The organism is Duganella lactea (assembly GCF_009857505.1).
In the GTDB taxonomy this organism is placed as follows: domain Bacteria; phylum Pseudomonadota; class Gammaproteobacteria; order Burkholderiales; family Burkholderiaceae_D; genus Rugamonas; species Rugamonas lactea.
Genome location: NZ_WWCP01000019.1, coordinates 28,434 through 49,338, shown reverse-complemented (window position 1 = coordinate 49,338; position 20,905 = coordinate 28,434). Strand labels below are relative to the sequence as shown.

Annotated in this window: 18 protein-coding genes; 8 read left to right on the top strand and 10 right to left on the bottom strand. The window is 64.5% G+C overall.

The window, feature by feature from the left end; translation table 11 throughout:
- Positions 1-4: 4 nt before the first annotated feature.
- From GTP44_RS15990 to GTP44_RS15980, 3 genes are all read right to left on the bottom strand, one after another.
- A complete protein-coding gene (locus GTP44_RS15990) occupies positions 5-1,693 on the bottom strand; it encodes a glycoside hydrolase family 3 protein (protein WP_161020220.1) in 1,689 nt (562 codons plus the stop codon).
- A 30-nt stretch (positions 1,694-1,723) separates the two neighbouring features.
- Positions 1,724-3,064: an MFS transporter gene (locus tag GTP44_RS15985; protein WP_161020219.1), complete on the bottom strand. Its 1,341-nt coding sequence runs from the start codon at positions 3,062-3,064 to the stop codon at positions 1,724-1,726.
- Between the two features lie 235 nt (positions 3,065-3,299).
- Positions 3,300-4,376 carry a LacI family DNA-binding transcriptional regulator gene (locus tag GTP44_RS15980; RefSeq protein ID WP_161020218.1) on the bottom strand — a complete coding sequence of 359 codons (1,077 nt, stop codon included), beginning with the start codon at positions 4,374-4,376 and terminating at the stop codon, positions 3,300-3,302.
- A gap of 192 nt (positions 4,377-4,568) precedes the next feature.
- On the opposite strand from GTP44_RS15980, the gene GTP44_RS15975 reads away from it, so the two are divergent.
- From GTP44_RS15975 to GTP44_RS15960, 4 genes are all read left to right on the top strand, one after another.
- A complete protein-coding gene (locus tag GTP44_RS15975) occupies positions 4,569-6,071 on the top strand; it encodes an MBOAT family O-acyltransferase (protein WP_161020217.1) in 1,503 nt (500 codons plus the stop codon).
- Positions 6,072-6,080: 9 nt separating this feature from the next.
- On the top strand, positions 6,081-7,292 hold the full coding sequence (locus tag GTP44_RS15970; RefSeq protein WP_161020216.1) for a hypothetical protein: 1,212 nt from the start codon (positions 6,081-6,083) through the stop codon (positions 7,290-7,292).
- A 153-nt stretch (positions 7,293-7,445) separates the two neighbouring features.
- Positions 7,446-10,139: a hypothetical protein gene (locus tag GTP44_RS15965; protein WP_161020215.1), complete on the top strand. Its 2,694-nt coding sequence runs from the start codon at positions 7,446-7,448 to the stop codon at positions 10,137-10,139.
- Positions 10,140-10,151: 12 nt separating this feature from the next.
- Complete coding sequence (locus GTP44_RS15960; RefSeq protein WP_160990597.1) at positions 10,152-10,745, top strand: hypothetical protein; 594 nt, start codon at positions 10,152-10,154, stop codon at positions 10,743-10,745.
- On the opposite strand, the gene GTP44_RS15955 is transcribed toward GTP44_RS15960, so the two are convergent.
- Complete coding sequence (locus tag GTP44_RS15955; protein ID WP_229256939.1) at positions 10,683-11,246, bottom strand: hypothetical protein; 564 nt, start codon at positions 11,244-11,246, stop codon at positions 10,683-10,685. The two genes, GTP44_RS15960 and GTP44_RS15955, sit on opposite strands and share 63 nt — an antisense overlap.
- A 131-nt stretch (positions 11,247-11,377) precedes the next feature.
- On the opposite strand from GTP44_RS15955, the gene GTP44_RS27220 reads away from it, so the two are divergent.
- Positions 11,378-11,644: a DUF6447 family protein gene (locus GTP44_RS27220; protein ID WP_202424106.1), complete on the top strand. Its 267-nt coding sequence runs from the start codon at positions 11,378-11,380 to the stop codon at positions 11,642-11,644.
- A gap of 5 nt (positions 11,645-11,649) precedes the next feature.
- Here GTP44_RS27220 and GTP44_RS15950 read toward each other — a convergent pair whose 3' ends face one another.
- The 4 genes from GTP44_RS15950 to GTP44_RS15935 all read right to left on the bottom strand — a co-directional run bounded on the left by GTP44_RS15950 (position 11,650) and on the right by GTP44_RS15935 (position 14,023).
- A complete protein-coding gene (locus GTP44_RS15950; protein ID WP_161020214.1) occupies positions 11,650-12,315 on the bottom strand; it encodes a DUF2459 domain-containing protein in 666 nt (221 codons plus the stop codon).
- 65 nt (positions 12,316-12,380) lie between these two features.
- Positions 12,381-12,656 carry a TFIIB-type zinc ribbon-containing protein gene (locus GTP44_RS15945; protein ID WP_161020213.1) on the bottom strand — a complete coding sequence of 92 codons (276 nt, stop codon included), beginning with the start codon at positions 12,654-12,656 and terminating at the stop codon, positions 12,381-12,383.
- 12 nt (positions 12,657-12,668) lie between these two features.
- Positions 12,669-13,061, bottom strand: coding sequence for a tellurite resistance TerB family protein (locus GTP44_RS15940; protein ID WP_160990594.1), 393 nt, complete (start codon positions 13,059-13,061; stop codon positions 12,669-12,671).
- Positions 13,061-14,023, bottom strand: coding sequence for a TerC family protein (locus GTP44_RS15935; RefSeq protein WP_161020258.1), 963 nt, complete (start codon positions 14,021-14,023; stop codon positions 13,061-13,063). The genes GTP44_RS15940 and GTP44_RS15935 overlap by 1 nt, the downstream gene beginning before the upstream one ends.
- Before the next feature lie 112 nt (positions 14,024-14,135).
- On the opposite strand from GTP44_RS15935, the gene nhaR reads away from it, so the two are divergent.
- Positions 14,136-15,056 (top strand): transcriptional activator NhaR, encoded by a 921-nt coding sequence (gene nhaR, locus GTP44_RS15930; protein ID WP_161020212.1) that lies wholly within the window; start codon positions 14,136-14,138, stop codon positions 15,054-15,056.
- 56 nt (positions 15,057-15,112) lie between these two features.
- Positions 15,113-16,210, top strand: a complete 1,098-nt coding sequence (locus tag GTP44_RS15925) for a calcium:cation antiporter (RefSeq protein WP_202424105.1) — start codon at positions 15,113-15,115, stop codon at positions 16,208-16,210.
- A 24-nt stretch (positions 16,211-16,234) separates the two neighbouring features.
- On the opposite strand, the gene GTP44_RS15920 is transcribed toward GTP44_RS15925, so the two are convergent.
- Positions 16,235-18,250 (bottom strand): glycoside hydrolase family 43 protein, encoded by a 2,016-nt coding sequence (locus GTP44_RS15920; RefSeq protein ID WP_202424104.1) that lies wholly within the window; start codon positions 18,248-18,250, stop codon positions 16,235-16,237.
- Between the two features lie 117 nt (positions 18,251-18,367).
- Between GTP44_RS15920 and GTP44_RS15915 the strand changes: the two genes are divergently transcribed.
- Entirely contained in the window at positions 18,368-19,372 is a 1,005-nt protein-coding gene (locus GTP44_RS15915; RefSeq protein WP_160990590.1) for a LacI family DNA-binding transcriptional regulator, read from the top strand.
- Here GTP44_RS15915 and GTP44_RS15910 read toward each other — a convergent pair.
- Positions 19,369-20,895: a cryptochrome/photolyase family protein gene (locus GTP44_RS15910; RefSeq protein WP_161020210.1), complete on the bottom strand. Its 1,527-nt coding sequence runs from the start codon at positions 20,893-20,895 to the stop codon at positions 19,369-19,371. The genes GTP44_RS15915 and GTP44_RS15910 overlap by 4 nt on opposite strands.
- Positions 20,896-20,905 lie beyond the last annotated feature (10 nt).

Sequence of the window (20,905 nt, the reverse complement as noted above, 5' to 3'; positions counted from 1 at the left end):
CCGGCTAAAAGCGGGCCGCCTCCTGGCCGCAGAAGGCGTCCACTGGCGACACGCCGGTAAATGCCTCCCGCCCCAACAGTTTGTGCAGCAGCGCTTCCTGCACCGGTTCAACGCAGCTGTAGGTGTTGATGTAGGCCGGCACGCCCGGCGCGTCGTACAGGAAGTAGGGCTGGCCGAAGGAAATCATCAGGCACGGCAGGTCGCGCCAGTAGCGCGTCATGGCGCCGCGGATGTCGCCGTGCAGCGCGTACCAGTCGAGATAAATGTGCGAGGCGGTGGGCGTGGCTTCATTGCCGACCAGGTAGAGCATCAGGTCGGCGTTGTCGCGGCTTGGCGGCTGCGAGGTATCGAATTCACGCAGCTCGAAACCTTCGGCGCGCAGCGACGCCAGCAGCGGCTCGACCGACGGTTCCGGCGAGCCAGGGAAGAAGGCCTTGAACGGCTGACGCACCAGCACCACGCGGCGGTGCCGCTCCGGCCGCAGCGGCAGCAGCTGCTCGGTATCCTTGACCAGCGTGATGCTTTGCGCCGCCATCTGCCGCGCCAGCGCCTGGTGGGTGGGGGCGCGCAGGCAGCGCTCGGTTTCCGCCAGCGGTGGCAGGCGTTCGTCCAGTGACTTGCGGTGCAGGCCGAGCGCCGCCTTCAGCGCCAGCACGCGCGTGACCGCCTGCTCCAGCCGTTGCTCCGACAGCGCACCGCTGCGCAAGCCATCGAGCATGAACTGCACGTCCTGTTCCGGCGTGCGGCTGAACAGGAACATGTCGCAGCCGTTTTCGATCACGCTGGGCACCAGCTCCTTGCGTTCGGCCCACGAAACGATGCCGGCCATCGTGGTGGCGTCTGAAACCACGAGGCCATTGAAACCGAGTTCGTCGCGCAGCAGTTCCCGCGTCAGCAGCGCGGAGGTGGACGCGGGCTGGAAGTCTTCGCGTTGCGGCGCGCTGTGGCCGCGCTTGTGGCGTATCCAGGCCGGCAGGGCGATGTGGGCCGACATCACGCTCATCACGCCGGCGTCGATCACGGCGCGGTAGATGGCGCCGAAGCTCGCCTCCCACTGCGCCATCGAGAGCGGATTGATGGTGGTGGCGAGATGCTGGTCGCGGTCGTCGTAGCCTTCGCCGGGCCAGTGCTTGGCGGTGGCGGCCACGCCATGGCGCTGCAGTTCGCGGATGTAGGCCAGCGACTGCTCGCGCACGGTCGTCACGTCCGAGCCGAACGAGCGGGTGCCGACCACCGCGCTGCGAAAGGCGTGATTCAGATCGACCACCGGCGTGTACGACCAGTTGAAGCCGAGCGCGCGGCACTCGGCCGCCACCACCGCCGCCAGCCGGCTGGTCAGGTCCAGGTCGGCGCAGGCGGCCACGCCCATCTGGTTGGGCAGCGGCGTGATGAATGGGAAGCTGGTGTTGCCGCCCTCGATGTCACCGCTGATCAGCAGCGGCACCTCGTTTTCCTCCAGCGCCAGCCGGGTGGCGCGCCAACCGTCGGCCAGATCCGGTCCCATGAAGCGGTGCATGCCGCCCGGTTGCAGGCGGTTCAACGCGCGGATCGGCTGCTGGTCGTTGCCGAAGGTAGCGAAGTTGAACAGTTGTCCGATTTTCTGCGTGGAGCTCAGGCGCGCCAGCGTGGCGCGTACCCATGCGATATCGTCCGGCGCGAGGTTGAAGGGGGAAAGCGAGAGAGGTTCGGTCATAGTGTTGCGCGTCAATGTGAATACAGGTGGTCAGGCGCCGGCGGCGCGCGCCTGGCGCAGCAGCGGCTGGATTTCGTCGAGCTTTTTCTGGCCCAGCGGGTAGAACGCCACGATGGCACACACCACCAGTTTGCCGATGGCCGGCACCGCGCTCATGATCAGCTTCAGGCCCTCGATGGTTTGCGGGCTTTGCACGGCGTTGGCGTGGTAGCCGACCAAGGTCAGGATGATGCCTGTGACGGCGCCGCCCAGTCCCAGGCCCAGCTTGATGGCGAAGCCGATGGTGCTGGCGGTCAGGCCCACCATGCGACGCCCGGAGCGCAGTTCGGCGTCGTCGGCGGTATCGGCCACCATCGAGAACACGATCGGCAGGCTGATGCCGCTGATAACGGTGATGGCGTAGCCGAGCAGGTTCAGCGCCCACGGATGGGATGGATCGACGAAATAGAAGCTGGCATAGAGCACCGCCGCGCCCAGGCTAGCCAGCAGCATCACCTTGCGCTTGCAAAAGCGGCGCGTGAGGTGCGACGAAATCAGGATGCCGGTCAGGTTGCCGAGGCCGACGCACAGAAAATAGGGCGCGGCGCGCGCGGTGTCGCCAACCACGTAGCGGAAGTAGTACATGGCCGAGCCGTTGGTGATGGCCACGGCGGTGAACATGCAGGTGCCGATCAGCGCCATCATCCACCACGCGCGGCCGGCGACCAGCGTACGGAAGTCGCGCCGCACCTGCATCGGCTGCACCATTGGCCAGATGCGCTCGCGGGTGCCGGCGAAGCACAGCCAGAACAGCAGCGTGCCGGCCACCGCCATCACCATCACGGTGCTCTGGTAGCCCAGCGGCTGGTCGCCGTCGCCAAAATAGTCGACCAGCTTGATCATCGAGGTGTTGACCACGATGGCGCAGCTGAAGGCACAAAACATGCGCCACGAGGCCAGCCTGGTGCGGGCGCGCGCATCGTCGGTCATCAGCGCCGGCAGCGCGCCGTAGGGGATGTTGACCACGCTGTAAGCCATCATCAACAGTATGTAGCTGGCGTAGGCGTAGCACAGTTTGAATTGGGTATCGCCATCCGGCACGGTGAAGGTGGCGATGGCGCACAGCCCCAGCAGGGGCGCGCCGAACAGCAGGTAGGGTCGGCACTGGCCCCAGCGGGTGCGGGTGCGGTCGATCATGGCGCCCAAAAAGACGTCCCACACGGCGTCCGCCGTGCGGGCCGTAAAGAGCAGCGTGCCAACCACGGCGGCCGACAGTCCGTAGACGTCGGTGTAGAAAAACATCAGGAAGGTGCTCACGGTCTGGAACACCAGGCTGCTGGCGAAGTCGCCCATGCCGTAGGCGAATTTTTCCCGGACGGTGATCGCGCTCATGCCAGGGCACCCGCAGGGGGAGGACACAAAAAGGCGAGCGTGAGTGGCGCCACGCGCGCCTTGCGGCGTGCGTACACGGTGTTCCGGTGCGTCATGGTCGTCTCCAGCTTATCGTTATCTGCTTTACATCCGCGCACATCGAGGTGCTTTGCGGATGGATGACAGCGGTGTCATCCATTGCAGTCTACGACCGCCGGATTCGTCCAGTCAAGTTGAATTTGTTGAGTTTTTTGAATTATGTGGCAAGCGGCGCAGCCACCGAGGCGCGGCTGATCAGTTTGCACGGATAGACCACATGGACCGGATGGACCAGGCGGGCAATGCGCTGCGGCCGGATCAGTCCGATCAATTGTTCCACCGCCGTATGCGCCATCCGTTCCAGCGGCTGGCGGATGGTGGTCAGCGGCGGCCAGGAAAAGCGCGCCAGTTCGGTGTCGTCGAAGCCGGCCACCGAGACCTCGGCCGGAATGCGCACGCCGAGGGCGTTGGCGGCATGCACCACGCCGACCGCCATATCGTCGTTGCTGGCGAAAATGGCGGTCGGTGGCGCGGCCAGCGACAGCAGCGCGTGGCCGCACGCCATGCCGGAGCGGAAGGTAAATTCACCCTGCATCACCCACTGCGGATTGATCGCCAAGCCGTGCGCCGCGTGCGCCGCCGCATAGCCCTGGTAGCGTTCCTCGGACACGCGCGAGCCTTGGATGCCCTTGATGAAGCCGATCTTGCGGTGGCCGAAGCCGATCAGGTGCTCCGTCATCTCGCGCGCGGCCGCCAGTTCGTCGATGGCGACATGCGGCGTCAACGGACCCAGGTCGTTGGGGTTGATGCAGACGTAGGGAATGCCATATTTGTTCAGGGCGTCCAGCAGGCCCGGCGTGTTGCCCAGCGGAGCGGCGATGACCAGGCCGCCGATGCGCCGTTCCCTGACCTGCGCCACCAATTGCTCGATTTTGTCCGCCGCGCGCACGTCGCACGGCATGGGGATCAGGCCGAAGCCGTTTTGCTGGCAGGCTTCCAGCGCGCCGATCTGCAGGATCAGCGAGTATTGATAGCCGCCGCGATCGTCATCGTCGTCCAGCCGCATGTGGCTGTACGCCAGGCCGATGGTGGCCTCGACCACGCTGGCCAGATTGCGCGCCGACAGGTTGGGCGTGTAATTGAGTTGGGCCACCGCGGCGCGCACCAGCGCCTGCGTTTCCGCCACCACGCCGGCTTCGCTGTTGAGCACGCGCGAGACGGTCTTGATCGACACACCGGCAAGCGCGGCGACATCGCGGATCGTGGCGGCGCGTTTAGGCAGGGCAGAGGTCATCGGGCTGCTGTAAAAAAGGTAACGGCTCAGATCATACTACGTCTGTGCGCTGACCAGTAGCGCGTTCGGGCAGCGCCCCCCTCGGCCCGGTAGTCCATGCTTGACGCCGCGCATGAAAGTGCATAGTTCATGGCAGACATTTGCAGCGGATGTCTTTAGCATGGGCTGATCCCCACGCCATGTCTGCCAGCTATGCTCTTCAACTCGCTCAGCTTTATTGTGCTGTTTCTGCCGATAACGACGTTGGGATTCTTTCTGCTGGCGCGGCGCAGTCAGACGTGGGCGGCGCTGTGGCTGGCGGCGGCTTCGCTGTTTTTCTACGGCTGGTGGAGCGTCGAGTATATTCCGCTGCTGCTGGCGTCCGTCACCGGCAACTATCTGCTCGGGCGCAAGCTGCCAGGCAGCGCGCGTCGGCGCTGGCTGGTGCTCGGCGTGAGTGGCAACCTGTTGCTGTTGGCCTACTTCAAGTACGCGGACTTTTTTATCACTGGCATCAATGCTGTCACCGCGACGCAGTGGCCGCTGTGGCACGTGGTGTTGCCGATCGGGATTTCGTTTTACACCTTTACGCAGATCGCTTTCCTGGTCGACACCTATCATGGCAAGGTGAAGGAGTATCGCTTCGTCCACTACCTGCTGTTCATTACGTATTTCCCGCATCTGATTGCCGGTCCGGTGCTGCACCACGCCGAAATGATGCCGCAGTTCGCGCGGCTCGCAACTTACCGTTTTTCGCGCGCCAATCTGGCCATCGGCGGCAGCATCGTTGTCTTCGGGCTGGCCAAGAAGGTGTTAATAGCCGATAACCTGGCGCCGCACGCCAACTCTTTCTTCGGCCAGACCGAGCCGCAGACTCTGCTGGTGGCGTGGGGCGGGGTGCTGGCGTATGCGTTTCAACTGTATTTCGACTTTTCCGGTTATTCCGATATGGCGATTGGGGCATCGCGCCTGTTCGGCATCCGCTTGCCGCTGAACTTCGATTCGCCGTACAAGGCCGCCAGCGTCATCGATTTCTGGCGGCGCTGGCACATGACGCTATCACGTTTCCTGCGCGATTATTTGTATATTCCGCTGGGCGGCGCGCGCAAGGGACCGCTGCGCCGCTACCTGAATCTGCTGCTGACCATGTTGTTGGGCGGCCTGTGGCACGGCGCCGGCTGGAACTTCGCGCTGTGGGGATTGCTGCATGGCGCTTATCTGATGGTCAATCACGCCTGGGCGGCACTGGCGGCGCGGCTGCGTTTTCCTGTCGGGGCCGCCGCGTGGCGAATGCCGGCGGCCGCGCTGACCTTTGCCGCCGTGTGTGTCGCCTGGGTTTTTTTCCGCGCGGCCGATTTCTCGCAGGCGCTTTTGATCGTGGGCGCGATGGCCGGGCACAACGGCGCCAGCTTGCCCGAGGCGCTGGCGCCGCGCGTGATGGCGATTCAGCCCATGCTTGACGCGCTGGGCATCACTTTCCATGTCGGTGGCGGCACACGGTTTGTGCAGACGTATGCGTGGGTGGCGGTGGCGGCGGCAATCGCCTGGCTGATGCCAAATACGCAGCAGATCATGGCGCGCTTTGAGCCGACGCTCGGCGCTCGCTGGCCCGCCTGGCTGCCGAACCGTCGCTGGGCGGTGGGCATGGCGTTGCTGTCGCTGGCCTGTCTGCTGTCACTGGGCCGTCCAGCCGAATTCCTGTATTTCCAGTTTTAGGATACGTGCATGGATGACTTCGGCAGGTTTATCAAGTGGATGGCTACGGCGCTGGTGGCGGGCATCGTCCTGGTGTGCGGCTTCGTGACGGTGGTGGACCCGTATCGTCTGCATCGTTTGGTCGAACGCGATGGCTTCAATGCCATCAAGCCGCGCCCAACCCGATACCTGTCGGAAATCAAGATGGCCGGCGCCCGTGCCACACAGCCGAAGCTTTTTTTGATGGGGAACTCGCGGATCGACGTTGGCATCGATCCCGATGCGCGGCCGTTGGCCGGACCGACCTACAATCTGGCGTTGCCGGGCACCGGCGTGGCCGCTTCGCGCCAGCAATGGATGAGGCTGACAACAGACGGCGTGCGCCCGGTCACGCTGTTGCTCGGCGTGGAGTTCTTTGATTTTCTGACCGACCCGGTCGCCGCCGACGTGCCCGATCAAATCTTGCCCGGCGGACTGGCGCGCCTGCGCTGGAAGATCGATACCGTGTTCTCGCTGGACGCGCTGCTCGACGCCGCGCGCACCTTGCTGATCCAGCGCGATCCCTACGCCGCCACGATGAGCGCGCGCGGCTTCAATCCGCTTGGCGATTATCTGCGCGCTGCGCGAGACGATGGCTACCACGGCTTTTTCCAGCAGCGAGCGATGGAAAATGCCAGACGATTCGCCACCGCGCCACGCGGTATCGTGCTCGCCGGCAGCGACACTTCCAGCGACTGGCGCGAACTGGGCCGCCTGCTGGACGCCGCCGCCGGGCAGGGGACGGCGGTGGAACTGGTCATCTATCCCTACCACGCGCAGCTGATGGCCATGCTGGAGCAGACCGGCCTGTGGCCCGTGTTCGAAGAATGGAAGCTGCGCCTGCTGCGCGAGGTTGCGCGCGTCCACCAAACGCACGCCCAGGCACGCATCACGCTGTCGGACTTCAGCGGCTACGGCTCCTTGCAGTGTGAACACATCCCCGCGCGCGGCGATCTCACCGCGACCACCTGGTACTGGGAATCCGGCCATTTCAAGGCCGCGCTGGGCGATGTGATGCTGACACGCATCTTCGGTGGCGCCGATCCGGCGCCGCCAGGTTTCGGCGTGCGCCTCGACGACGCCGGCTGGCAAGCCAACCGCGAACGCATCGCGCGCGAGCGGCGCGCCTGCGCGGCCAGCGAGCCGGCCATGTTCCGCGACGCCGCCGCCATGGTGGCCGAGTTGCGTGCGCGGCGCCGGTAATGTCGGGAAATTTTACACCGCGCCGTCCTTCACCCACGTGGGCCGCGCTAAGCCCCTGATTTAAAAGCAAGCACAACACATGGCATGACTCATGCGATACAGCGTCGCGTGTCCGCCCAAGGCGGATTCCTGTTCACCGAGAAAGGATATCGTATGCGCACCGCTTTATCGTTGCTGCTGGCGTCGCTGTTGCTGGTGGCCAGCATTCCCAGCCAGGCTTTTTGTCCTAAAAACGGTTTTGTCTGCTACATCACGTCCAAGTCCGGCGGCAGCCTGACGCACCAGGACATCACCCAGCGCGGCATCGAGGAACTCGACAAGCGCTATTTCGCCGTGCCCAAGCTGAGCGCCTCGATGCAGAAGGCGCTGGACCAGATCATCGAAGCCAACGCCAAGGTCGACGAGGACCAGACCAGCTCGGCCAAGCATTTCGACGGCGAAAACGCCGCCGGCGCGCAACTGCGGCTGGCCACGCTGAAACAAAACATTCTGGACGCCTTGCGCAGCGATCCGATCAACGTGATCGGCGCGCGCGACAACCTCGGCAGCGCCCTGCATACGATTCAGGACTTCTACTCGCACAGCAACTGGGTCGAGCTGGGCAACAGCGGCGCGCATCCCGGTGTCGGCCGCCCCGGTCCGCTGCTGTTTTCCGGCCCGGCGACGGTGGCCTGCTCGGGTTTCACCACCACCGTCCGCACTTGCGCCAACTCCTCCAATCTGGTGGGCGCCTTGCTCACCAGCGGCTATTACGGCGGCGAAGACCGGGTCAAGCCCGGCGCCTTGAAATGCAGCCACGGCGGTCCGCTCGACAGCAGCTCGCCGTCCAGCGATCCGCTCGGCTATTTCCGCGAAGGCATCAACAAGGACACGCGCTATTGCGACATCTCGCCACACAGCGGCGACCATGGCGCGGCGGCTGGCGCCGCCATCGCCGGCACCCAGCAGTTTATCGAGGATATCAAGGCCGAGCTGAACCAAGCCCAGCTCAAGGCGCTGCTCGGCGCCGGGCCGACGCTGGCGTTCTCGATCGACACCACCGGCAGCATGGGCGGCATCATTGCCGGCGTGCGCGCGTCGGCCACCAGCATTGTCGATGCGCGCCTGGGCACCGACGAGGAGCCGCTGCAGTATGTGCTGGCGCCGTTCAACGATCCCGGCACCGGCCCGACCACCGCCACCAATAACGCGGTGCTGTTCAAATCGCAGATCGCCAGCCTGTTCGCCAGCGGCGGCGATGACTGTCCCGAGTTGGCAATGACGGGCATGTACAACGGCCTGTCGCTGGCCGATCCCGGTGGCGACCTGTTCATGTACACCGACGCCGCCGCCAAGGACGCGGGGCTGGCCGGCGCGGTGATCAGCCTGGCCAAGAGCAAGGCCATCAAGATTTATCCGATGCTGTTCGGCAGTTGCTCGCCGCTGACGCCGGGCTTCCTGCAAGCAGCGGCGGAAACCGGCGGCCAGGTGTTTTACCTGAACGGCAGCGAGGCCGGCGCCGTGACGGAACTGGCGGATCTGGTTGGCCGCAACAACGTGGTGCAGATTCTGTCGACCGTCGATACCTTCGCCGCCACTAAAAGCTATACGGTGCCGGTCGATACCAGCCTGCGGCGGCTGACGGTGTCGGTCAGCGGCACCGTGGCCGGCGTGCCGCCGAGCGTCACGCTGACGCGGCCGGATGGCGTGGTCATCACCGAGGCCACCGCCACCAAGTATTTGCGCTTGTCGAGCGGCAGCATCATCTCCATCGACAATCCGCCGCGCGGCGTCTGGAAGCTGGCGGTCGGCAACTCGTTCGACCAGACCTATGTCAATGTCAACGGCATTTCGGGCCTGGCGTTCAACTCCTTCAATCTGGCGCGCTTCGGTGCCATGCCGCCGCACCAGGGCTTGATGGTCATCGACGGCGAGCCGGCGCCGGGCCAGGCCCTGTATGGGATTGCCACCTTGACCGGCATTGCCGGCGCGCCGCAGTTCCAGCTGCGCCGCAAGAATTTCGACGCGCTGGGCGCGCTGGCGCTGGAGCAGGACCAGACCGACAACGGCAAATTCTTCGGCGCGCTGAGGGTGCCTAATGAACCGTTCGTCGTGTATGCCAGCGGCACCGACAGTTCCGGCTATGCTTATCAGCGGCTGGTCAGCGTGATGGTGACGCCGCAAACGGTCTCGGTCACGCCGCCGTCGCGCCAGGACCTGCGGCCCGGCGTCAGCACCACGCTGCTGTACCGGGTGCGCAACGACGGCCCGGCTGACGTCTTCACCATCGGCGCCACCGACGACAAGCACTACATCACCAGCGTGTCGCCATCGACGCTGACGCTGGCCCGTGGTGCCAGCGCCAATGTCAGCGTGACGCTGACGCCGCCAGCCGGCGCGCGCATCGGCAGTTCGGACAGCCTGACCGTCAGCGCGCAGAGCGTCAGCGTCGCCACGCTGCACAACAGCGCGTCGCTGACGGTGTTTGTCACCGGCGTGGCGCAGACGCCGGGGCGGCCGGATTTCCTGGCTGAAATCGTCGGCCAGGAGACCGTGGCGCCCGGCGTGATCGGGCTGGACGTGCGCTTCACCAATACCGGTGTCGGCACCGCGCGCAACATGACGTTGGGCTCGGTCGCGCCGCGCACGCTGACCGGCACGGGCACCGTCACGCTGAACACCACGCTGTCGCCGCCGCTGCCGTTCGTGACGCCGAACGTCGACGTGGGCAGCTTCTTCACCGTGCGGCTGACCTTCAATGTGCCGTCCACCGTGCAGCGCTTCAGCGTTGGCGAAAACGGTAATGTGACCGACCTCAGCGGCGTGAGCTACGGCTACGCGCATGCCCAATCCGTGATACCGAAATAAGGAGCCCTTGTCATGAAACGCCAATTCTTGAGGGCCATATTGGCCCTGTGCTTGAGCTTGCTGTTGCCGCTGGCCGCGCAGGCGCTGCCGTTCACCTTCACCTTGTCGGCCGGCCCGGCGGGCGGCGTGGTTAGCGGGGCGCCCGGACAAACCGTCGGCTGGGGCTATTCGCTGGTCAACACCGACAGCAGCAACTGGTTCGTGCCGACCCAACTGAGCGCCGCGTCGTTCAGCATCGCCACACCGGACGCCAGCTATTTCGATTTTCCAGTGCTGGCGCCCGGCGCCACGGCGAATGCCTTGTTCGACCAACTGGCGCATACCGGTTTGTACGGCGCGCAAATCTTCCCGTTCGCGGCGCCGGGGCAAAGCGATAGCGGTTTCTTCACGCTGTCAGGCGAGTGGTGGAGCGGCGATCCGCTCGCCGGCGGCCTGTTCCTGCAAGCGTCCGATGCGGTGCTGGTGCCGCTGACGTTGCAAGTCGAGGCGATCGCCGCCTTGCCGCTGCCCGGCAGTCTGGCGTTGCTGGTGCTTGGCTTGGGCTTACTGCTGGCGCGTCAGCGCGCTCGTCAGGAAGGCACGCAGCTCGGCTTCGGCCTGGGCTGACGGCGCGGTCGGCAGCAGCTTGACGTAACGGCCTGGGCCGGTGCGGCCCAGTAGTTCGAAGTGCTTGCCGGCGTATTCGGTGGGCCGCACCTGGAGTAGCGACAACCGCGAACCGGCGCCATCGGCTTCGAGGTGGATGATGAACTGGCAACTGAACTGGCGGCCTTCGGCCTTCCAGTAGTAATCGATGTCTGGGGTGATGAGCACGTCGTGTCGGCGTTGCGTGGCGGGCAGGGCGAGCCAGCCGGACAGCGCCGGCGTCGCCGGCGGCAATGCCAGATCGGCAGCGGGCGGGAACAGCGGGGCGCCGAACGGCAGGGCCATGCGGTAGCGCCGGTGTTCTTCGCGCTGCGGCGCGATCTGCCGCACCGCGCGCAATATCGCCTGCTGCGCCTCGGACGGCGGTAGCGCGATGGTCAACGCGGCGGCTTGCCAGGCCTGCAACAAGCCGCAAAAAGCCGCGCTCCAACGCCATTTCGCCAAACTGTGCATTGTCGGCATGATAACTCCTTTCTGCCGCACTTTAGCACTTTGGGACCGGCGAGGGCTTGATCCGACGTTGCTAGCTTGCCGGTCACGGCATACAATTGCCGCCGTTGGGAATTTTTTGCCCGAAATCAACAAGGAAAATAATGAGTCTGCCGCAATACATCACGATCAATGGTACCTCTTATGCTTCGGAAAACCTGAACGAAGCCGCTAAAACCCAGTTCCTGAACGTCCAGGCCGTGGATGCGGAGTTGGCGCGTCTGCAACAGCAGGTCGCGATCGCCCAAACCGCGCGCAATACCTATGTTGCGGCGCTGATCGAGGCGGTTAAGGGCAAGGGGCAGGATGCCGAGGCTGAAAAGCCGAAGAAGCCACGCGCGCCGCGCAAGCCGAAAGCGTCGGCGGCTTAATTTTGCTAATTCAGCGTGGGTTGCTGGTTTTGTAGGGCGGCAATGCGCTGAGCTTGCTCGAAGACGCCACGCGCGGTCAGGTTGAAGCTGGAAATCGGCAGGCCGGCCGTGCGCAGCGCGTCCGAGATCCATGAGTTGCAGTTGTTGAACACGCTGTAATTGCCGGTCGCACGATAGAAACGGTCGGGATGCTCCGCCGGATCGCCCAGATAGATCAGCTTGCCGTTGGCGTCGGTGGCGATGCTGCGGTCGATGTACTCCACCAGTTCTTGAAAGCCGCGCTCGGTGATCGCCAGCGCGACGGTGTCGCGCGCCTGTGCGCCCAGCGGCGGATTCTTGTCACGGCCGCCCACCTGCAGCGCCGGGTAGTCGGACGCGACCAGCGCCTTGACCGCCTTCGACCAAGGTGCATGCTCGGAGACGAAGTATTCGCCGTCGCCCCAGCCAACCATCAAATACCGGGTATCGTGAAAATCGGTGCGCAGCTTGGTGCTGTGTTCCAGTGTTGCGGCGCCCTCCAGCAGCAGCGCCGTGTGCCAGCCAAATTGCACCAGATAGATGGTGTGGGGCGTGGCGCCGCTTGGCAGGTCGGCGCGGCGCGGGACGCCGGCGCAACCGGCGAGGATCAGGGCAACAACAAGGACGGCTAACCGCTGGACTAGGAATTTCATTGAATTCAGGAAACACGCGCGAAGGCCGGTAATTTTACATTACCGGCCAGTGCCGCGTCCCGATGCTAGAAGTCGAAGATATCGCTGAGGAAGCTTTCACGTTTCTTCTTGTGCTGAGGATATTGTTGCTGCTGGTAGCGCGGGTCCGGTCCACGGTAAGCTGGCTGTTGTTGCGGCGGTGGCGCTGCCGCTGTCGCTGCATTCGGCGTTGAGCGCTCGATGATCTTGTCGAGCTCGCCGCGATCCAGCCACACGCCGCGGCAGCTTGGGCAGTAATCGATTTCGATGCCCTGGCGCTCACTCATCACCAGGCTGACGTTCTTGCATACTGGGCAATCCATAGTCGTACTCCTTTACGAGGTAACACATGCTTGCGCCCACTTGGCGCGGGCCTGGCTCAGCAGCGTGAGTTCGGCTTCCGCCAACACGCCGTCGGCACTGGCGATCTGCCACATGGCGCCCAGCAGGCGCTGACGCAGCTTCGGATCGCGGACTTCGTCGAGCAGGGCGTCGATCACCGCCGGCGGCAGTTCGATATGCGTCCCCTGCACGGCGGTGGCCAGCAGGTCCTGGCACAGCTCTTCCACCAGCATATGAAACGCGTCGGTGTCGATGTCGATGAATTCCAGCAGCCGCGAGTGGCGCAGCGCCCGCAGTTCGGACCGCGACAGGTTGCCGTCCACCACCATACACAGGGCCACGATGCGCCCGGCGGCGCTCGGGCTGTCAGTTTCATAAGTACGCATTATTTGTTCTCCTTACGGGTTGAATACAGGCTGGCGATGACGCTACCGGCGATCAGCGTGGCCACCACGGTTAGCGAGATGTGCACCGGAATGTGGAACCACGGCAGCAACAGCATCTTCGAACCGATGAAGCACAGCACCAGTGCCAGGCCATACTTGAGCAGGTGGAAGCGGTCGGCGATGTCCGCCAGCAGGAAGTACAGCGCCCGCAGGCCGAGGATCGCAAACAGGTTCGACGTGAACACGATGAACGGATCGTTGGTGATGGCGAAGATCGCCGGGATCGAGTCCACCGCGAACACCACGTCGGTCGCCTCGATCAGGATCAGCACCAGCAGCAGCGTGGTCACGTAGCGCTTGCCGTTCTTGACGATGATGAATTTCTCGCCATGGTCGCCTTCATCCACCGGCAGCGTGCGGCGCGCCAGTTTCAGCACCGGGTTGTTCTTGACGTCCGGTTCCTCGTCCACGGCCTTGAGCATGCGCACACCGGTGTACAGCAGGAAGGCGCCGAACAGATACAGTACCCAGCTGAACTCGGTCACCACCCAGGCGCCGGCCAGAATCATGATGGCGCGCATCACGATTGCGCCCAGCACGCCGTAGATCAGCACGCGGCGCTGGTACTCGGGCTTGATCTGGAAGGCGGCGAAAATCAGCAGGAACACGAACACGTTGTCGACCGACAGCGCTTTCTCGATCAGGTAGCCGGACAGGAATTCCAGCGATTTCTGCTCGGCGATCTCCGGCCCCACCGTGCCTTTCAGATACCACCACAGGCCGAGGTTGAACAGCAGCGCCAGCGAGAACCAGCCCAGTGACCACAGCCCCGCCTCCTTGATCGACACCTTGTGCGCCTTGTTGCCGCCGAAGACCCACAGGTCCAGCGCCAGCATCACCAGCACGAAGGCGATAAACCCGGCCCACATCGGCCCGGTCGCCATGCTTTCCAATCCATTCATCATCGTTCTCCCGACGGCAAAAATAATGGGGCTATGATAGGCATGCACAATTCATCGCACAATTCGAATATACTTGCGCAAATCATCCGAAAAACTGATGTGTTAGGCCAATATGTCCAATCTGAATTACAAACATCTGCGGTATTTCTGGATGGTGGCGCGCAGCGGCAGCATCGCCAAGGCGGCGCAACAGCTCCATCTGACACCGCAATCGATCTCCGGTCAACTGACCGAATTTGCCGACACGCTGGGGGTGGAGCTGTTCCGCCGCGTCGGCCGGCGGCTGGAGCTGACCGACACCGGCAGCCGCATCCTGCGCCACGCCGAAGATATCTTCAGCGCCGGCGACGCCTTGCTGGACGTGGTGCGCGACCAGGCCGCCACACAGGTGAGCGTGTTCCGCGTCGGCGTGTCCGATTCGGTGTCGAAGGCGGTGGCGTGCCGGCTGGTGGCGCCGGCGCTGACGCTGGACGAGCCGACCCGGCTGGTGTGCCGCGAGGGCCGCCTGTCCGCGCTGCTGGCCGACATGGCGGTGCACCGACTGGACCTGATCATCACCGACCGCGCCATGCCCAGCCACCTGAGCGTGCGCGCCTACAGTCATCTGCTGGGCGAGAGCGAGCTTGGGGTGTTCGCCACGGCGGCGCTGGCGGCCACGCTCAGCGGCCCGTTTCCGGCATGCCTGAACCATGCGCCGCTGCTGTTGCCGGGCGAGGACGTGGCGATCCATTCGCGGCTGATGCAGTGGCTGCACACGCACGTGCCGCGCCTGCGGGTGGTCGGGGATTTCGACGACAGTGCCATGATCAAGGCTTTCGGCCAGACCGGCGCCGGGCTGTTCTTCGCGCCGGCGGCGATCGCCGAGACCATCTGCGCGCAGTACGGCGTGGTGATGCTGGATACGATTCCCACGCTGCGCGAGCAGGTGTATGCGATCACCACCGAGCGCCGCATCAGTCATCCGGCCACGCGCGCCATCCGCGAGGCGGCGCGCGAGGCGCTGTCGGCCGGCACGATAGACGTCACCACTTAAATTTTTCATAAGCTTCAACTGTTATTGTCGAAATTATTACCAGAGAGAAAATAGCCATGAAAATACAAAATACTCTGCCGGTGTGGACCATTGCCGCCCCGGTGCTCGGCTGGCTGGCCCTGGCTGGCAAAGCGTTCATGGGCGGCGCCGGCGCGCCCGGCGCCGTGCTGTTGGTGGTGTTCGCCGTTTGCCTGTTTGCCGGCGTGCTGGCGGCGGTTTTTCATGCAGAACTGGTGGCGCACAAGATCGGCGAGCCGTTCGGCACGCTGGTGCTGGCGGTGGCGGTGACGTCGATCGAGGTGGCCCTGATCGTCTCGCTGATGGTGGCCGGCGGTGCCGAAACCACCGGCCTGGCGCGCGATACCGTGTATGCCGCCGTCATGCTGATTTTGAACGGCATGGTCGGCATCTGTCTGCTGGTCGGCGGCCGCAAGCACGGTGAGCAGAGTTTTACCGCGACCGGCGTGTCGGCCGCCCTGGCGACGCTGGCGGCCATTTCGGTGCTGACCATGGTGCTGCCGAATTACACCACCACCACACCGGGCCCGTCGTACAACACCAGCCAGCTGATTTTCATCGCCGTCATTTCGCTGGTGCTGTACGGCACCTTCGTGCTGGTGCAGACGGTGCGTCACCGCGACTATTTCCTGCCGCTTCAGCCGGTCGCGGATGAAGACGACCACGCCCCGGTGCCGCCAGCGCGCATGGCCTGGATCAGCGGCGCGCTGCTGCTGGCTTGCCTGGGCTGCGTGGTGCTGCTGGCCAAGGCGTTGTCGCCGTCGCTGGAAAAGGCGGTACTGAGTCTGGGGGCGCCGAAGGCGCTGGTGGGCATCATCATCGCGGCGGTCGTGCTGCTGCCGGAGGGCATCGCGGCGTATCAGGCGGCGCGCGCCAACCGGCTGCAAACCAGCCTGAATCTGGCGCTGGGATCGGCGCTGGCCAGTATCGGCCTGACGATTCCGTGTGTGGCGATCGTGGCGCTGCTGAACGGCTGGACGCTGACGCTGGGCATCGACATCAAGTCGACGGTGCTGCTGATGCTGTCGCTGATCGTCGCCTCGCTGTCGCTGACTGGCGGACGCACCACCATCATGCAGGGGACGGTGCTGCTGACAATCTGCGCTGTCTATCTGTTTGTGACGATCGTGCCCTGATCAGTAGCGGTGCGGCGGCGCGCGTTACGGCGTGCTCCAGAGGAAACGCACGCCGTCGCTGCCATCGGGAATCGGGCCGGGACTGTCGGCGATCAGGGCGCCGGTTTGCGGATGGATGCGCAGGTAGAAATTGGTCAGTAGCGACATCAGCAGCAGCTCGCCGGTGGGCGTTTCCATCCACTGGAAACTCTGGGCGACGCCCGGCCGGGCGGCCTGTAGCGTGACGCCACCATCGAGGCCCACGCTCAGGTAGTTGTCGCCGGCCCGCAGCGCGACGCGGCCCAGGCCCATGTCCTGTACGGTGAAATTCATCGCCTGGGCCGGCGCGCGGCCGGTGTACGCTTTCATCTGAATCTGCTTGTCGTAGGGGATGGGGCGCATCAGGCCGCGCGGGTAGGGCTGGTGAATGTCGATGCTGTCGAAGTCCGCCATGCCGCCTTTCTGCTTGCCGGTGTTGTAGGCGAACAGTCCATAGCGCACGCCCTGGAAGGTGGTCAGCTGGAAGATCATGGTGAACTCGTCGCCGATCGGCTGGAAGTTCTGGCCGTCGGTGGAGTAGCTGAAGCGCGCCTTCTCCTTCAGGAAATCGCACTCGGCGCGCAGCCACACGCGCTGTACGCCGAGCGGCACGCGGACGGTGCTGTTGCGCGCCTGGTCGAACAGCGCCAGCGACAGCGCGCCGTCCTTGCGCTCGACGCCCAGCGTGGCGTAGGGCAGGTTGAGCAGCGCCAGACCGGCGACATCGTTATCCAGCAAGCCGGCGGCGTCCAGCACCACGGTCGGCGACGACACCGGCCCGATGGCGCGCTGGGTCAGCGTGTTGCGTGCCTCCCAAAAATTGTCAGCGGACAGCGCGTGCAGGCGCAGGAAGCCGGGACGCTCGGTCAGCGACCATTTGTCGTCCACCGGCACATGGTTCCATTGCCAGATCGGCTTCAGCTCCGGTTCGGCGAAATCGTCGCTGCGCACGAAGGGCACGCGGATCTGCTGCGGTTCCTTGGTGCGCGGCTTGACCCAGGTGCGCGGATTGCGGCCCGGATTGCCGGGCAGGCCGAAATACGGCCAACCATCCTGCCACGTCACCGGCGCCAGGCTGAACAGGCGGCCGACCGAGTTATAGTCCATCATCGAAAAGCCCCACCATTCACCGGCCTCGGTCAGCACCACGCCGCCCTGGTGCAAGGCGCTGGCGTCGCGCGAGGCGGGATTGGGCGGCGAGACCTCGAATGGATACTGCTTGTTGTTGAGCCGGTAGCCGCGCACCATGCCGAAACCCTCGTCCTTGCTGATCGCCTGGTTCACCTCATATGGTCCGAAGACGTGATGGGCGCGCGCCGCCGGCATGCGGAAGCCACCCGCGTAATTCGAGCTGATAATGTAGTAGCGGCCGCCGAACTTGTAAAAGTGCGCGCCTTCGCCCATGCCGTCGGTTTTGGAGAACACCACCTGCTCGGTGCCGGGCACGATGTCCAGCAGGTCGTCGGTCAGCTGGGCGATGTGCATGTCCTGGTGTCCCCAGACGACGTAGGCCTTGCCGTCTTCATCGAACAGCACCGACAGGTCATGCAGGCTGCGTTTCATCTCCCAATGGGTCCACGGTCCGCGCGGATTGACGGCGGAGTAGATCTGCGTGCCGCGTCCGTTCACATTGGAGAAGATGTAGAACACGCCGTTGCGGTAGCGCAGGCTGGGCGCCCAGATGCCGCGGCCGTAGATATTGTTGCCGTCCTCCAGCCGGTAGGCGGGGCCGAAGTCGAGCCGGTCGGCGGCGTAGCTGAGAAACTCCCAGTTGACCATGTCCTTGGAGCGCAGCACCGGCAGTCCTGGCATGGCGTGCATGGTGGTGCCGGTGAGGTAAAACCAGTCGCCGACGCGGATCAGGTCGGGGTCGGAAAATTCATCGTAAAACACCGGATTGGTGAAGGTGCCATTGTTGTTGTCCGGCGTCCACGTGCGGTGCGACAGCGGCGAGCCGGTGCGCGGCTCCGGTTGCGCGGCGGCCGGCAGTGCCAGCCAAGCGAGCATGATTGCGGTAAACATGGCGTTCTTCATCTTGTCCCCTGTGCATTATTTTCAGCGATTGTACCCGTGCAGCCAGTTGTGGTGTGAATGTCAATTAGATAGAATGATTACGCTACCAATATACCGAGAGAAAAAATGGCCGCAACTCCCGTCACCCTGATCGATGTCGCCAAGGCGGCGGGTGTCTCGCCGATCACCGTCTCGCGCGCGCTGAACGAACCGCAACTGGTGCGACCGGCCACGCTGGCCCGGGTGCAGGAGGCGGTCAAGCGCACCGGCTACGTCAAGAACATGCTGGCCGGCGGCCTGGCCTCCAGCCGCAGCAAGCTGGTGGCGCTGGTGTTGCCGACCATTTCCACGCAAACCTTCGCCGACATGGTGCAGGGTGCCACCGACCGCCTGACGGCCGCCGGCTACCAGTTGCTGCTGGGTATAGTCGGCTACGAAACCTGGCGCGAAGAGATTCTGGTCGAAACCATCCTGAGCCGCCGCCCGGACGGCGTGATCCTGACCGGTGCGCTGCACACCGACAGCACCCGCCAGCGCCTGCTGCAAATCGGCACGCCGGTGGTGGAGGCCTGGGACCTGACGCAGCACCCGATCGACATGGCGATCGGCTTCTCACACGAGGAAGTGGGCCATGCCTGCGCACGGCATCTGCTGCAGCAGGGCTACCGCCACTTCGGCATGCTGACCGCGAACGATCCGCGCGCCGGGCAGCGTACCCAAGGTTTCCAGGTGGCGCTGGCCAAGCAGGGCGTCAATGTGATCGCCTCGCATGTGGTGCAGGCGCCGGGCGCGCTGCCACTGGGGCGCAAGGGCGCGGTGCAGTTGCTGGACACGCACCCGGAGCTGGACGCGATTTTCTGTAGTTCCGACACGCTGGCGCACGGCGCGCTGATCGAAGCCCAAAGCCGCGGCCTGCGGGTGCCACAGGATCTGGCCATCATGGGTTTCGGCGATCTGAATTTTGCCGAGTACACCAATCCGCCGCTATCGACGGTCAAGGTGGACGGCGCCAGGATCGGCGCGCTCGCTGCGCAGGCCCTGCTGGACCGGCTGGCCGGCGGCGAGAACGATGCGCCGGCCGAGCGCGTGCTCAATACCGGCTTTGAATTGATCCAGCGCGGCAGCACCTAAAGTTCGGCGACGCGGCCGCGCAGGTCGGTCGCCCGTTCGCGCAGCGCCGTCAGCGCGCCGTCGTCCATGCGCTTCAACTGCTGGAACACCATGCCGAGCCGATGGTTGCCCTGCAGTTGGTCGCGGTTCCTGTCGAAGAAATCCCAGTACAAGGCGTTGTACGGGCAGGCCCGTTCGCCCAGCCTGGCCTTTTTGTCGTAATGGCAGCCCTTGCAATAATCGCTCATGCGCGCGATGTAGGCGGCGCTGGAGACGTAAGGCTTGGTGGCCAGTTGGCCGCCGTCGGCGAACTGGCTCATGCCCAGCGTGTTGGGCAGCTCGACCCACTCGAAGGCGTCGATGTAAATGCCCAGATACCAGCGGTGCAGCGCTTGCGGCGACAGCCCCGCCAGCAGCGCGAAGTTCCCGATCACCATCAGGCGGTTGATGTGATGCGTGTGCGCGTGCTCCAGCGACTGGCCGATGGCGGCGGCCAGGCAGCGCATGCGGGTTTTGCCGTCCCAGAACCACCATGGCAGCGGCGTATGGTGATCGAACGCGTTCAACTCGTCGTAGCCCGGCATGCGATGCCAGTAGACGCCGCGCACATATTCGCGCCAGCCGATGATCTGGCGGATATAGCCTTCGGCCGATTCCACCGGCACGGCGCCATCGCGCCACGCGGCTTCGACCCGTTCGACCACGGTGCGCGGCGACAGCAGCTTGACGTTCATGGCGAACGATAGCAGCGAATGGAACAGGCGCCAGGCTTTGACGCTCATCGCGTCCTGATAGCGGCCGAAGTGGGGCAGCGCCAGTTCGACGAAGCGTTCCAGCTGCTGCAAGGCCTCTTCATGGTTCAGCGGCCAGGCGAAGCTGGCGGCGTTTGGTTCGCCGAAGCTCTTGGCGCCGCAAGCCTGAATGGTCTGCCATAGCGCGCTGTGGTCATGGCGGAAGCGGATGTCGGCCGGCTCCCACGGCATGCCGTCCCAGGCTTCGCGGTTGTCGTGGTCGAAATTCCATTGGCCGCCGGCCGGCTTGCCGGTGGCCGACATCAGCACCCCGTGCTTGCTGCGCATGCGGCGGTAGAAATGCTCCATCAGCCAGTTCTGGCGGCCCTCGAAGATCCGCGCCGCCTCGTCACGCGCGGTGTAAAAGTGCTCGGTGTCGTCCATATGGGCCGGGATGGACAGCCCGGCGGCGTAGGCGGCAAGTTGCTGGTCCAGCCGCCATTCGTCCGGCGCCTGCCAGGCGAAGTCACTGGCCTGGTAATGTGCCAGCAGGTAGTCCAGATTCCCGGGCACGGACTGGCGGTTGTCGGCATCGTCGATGGCCAGGTAGTGCACGCGGTGGCCCGCCTCCCGCAAGCGCCGCGCGAAGTCGCGCATGGCGGCGAAGATGGCGATGATTTTTTGCGCGTGGTGCAGAACGTAGTCGGTCTCCTGCCGCACTTCCATCATGACGAAAACGGTGTCGCTGTCCACGTGGGCGAACCAGCTGTGTTCATGATTGAGCTGGTCGCCCAGTATCAGTCGGAGTTTCATTGTTGCTCAC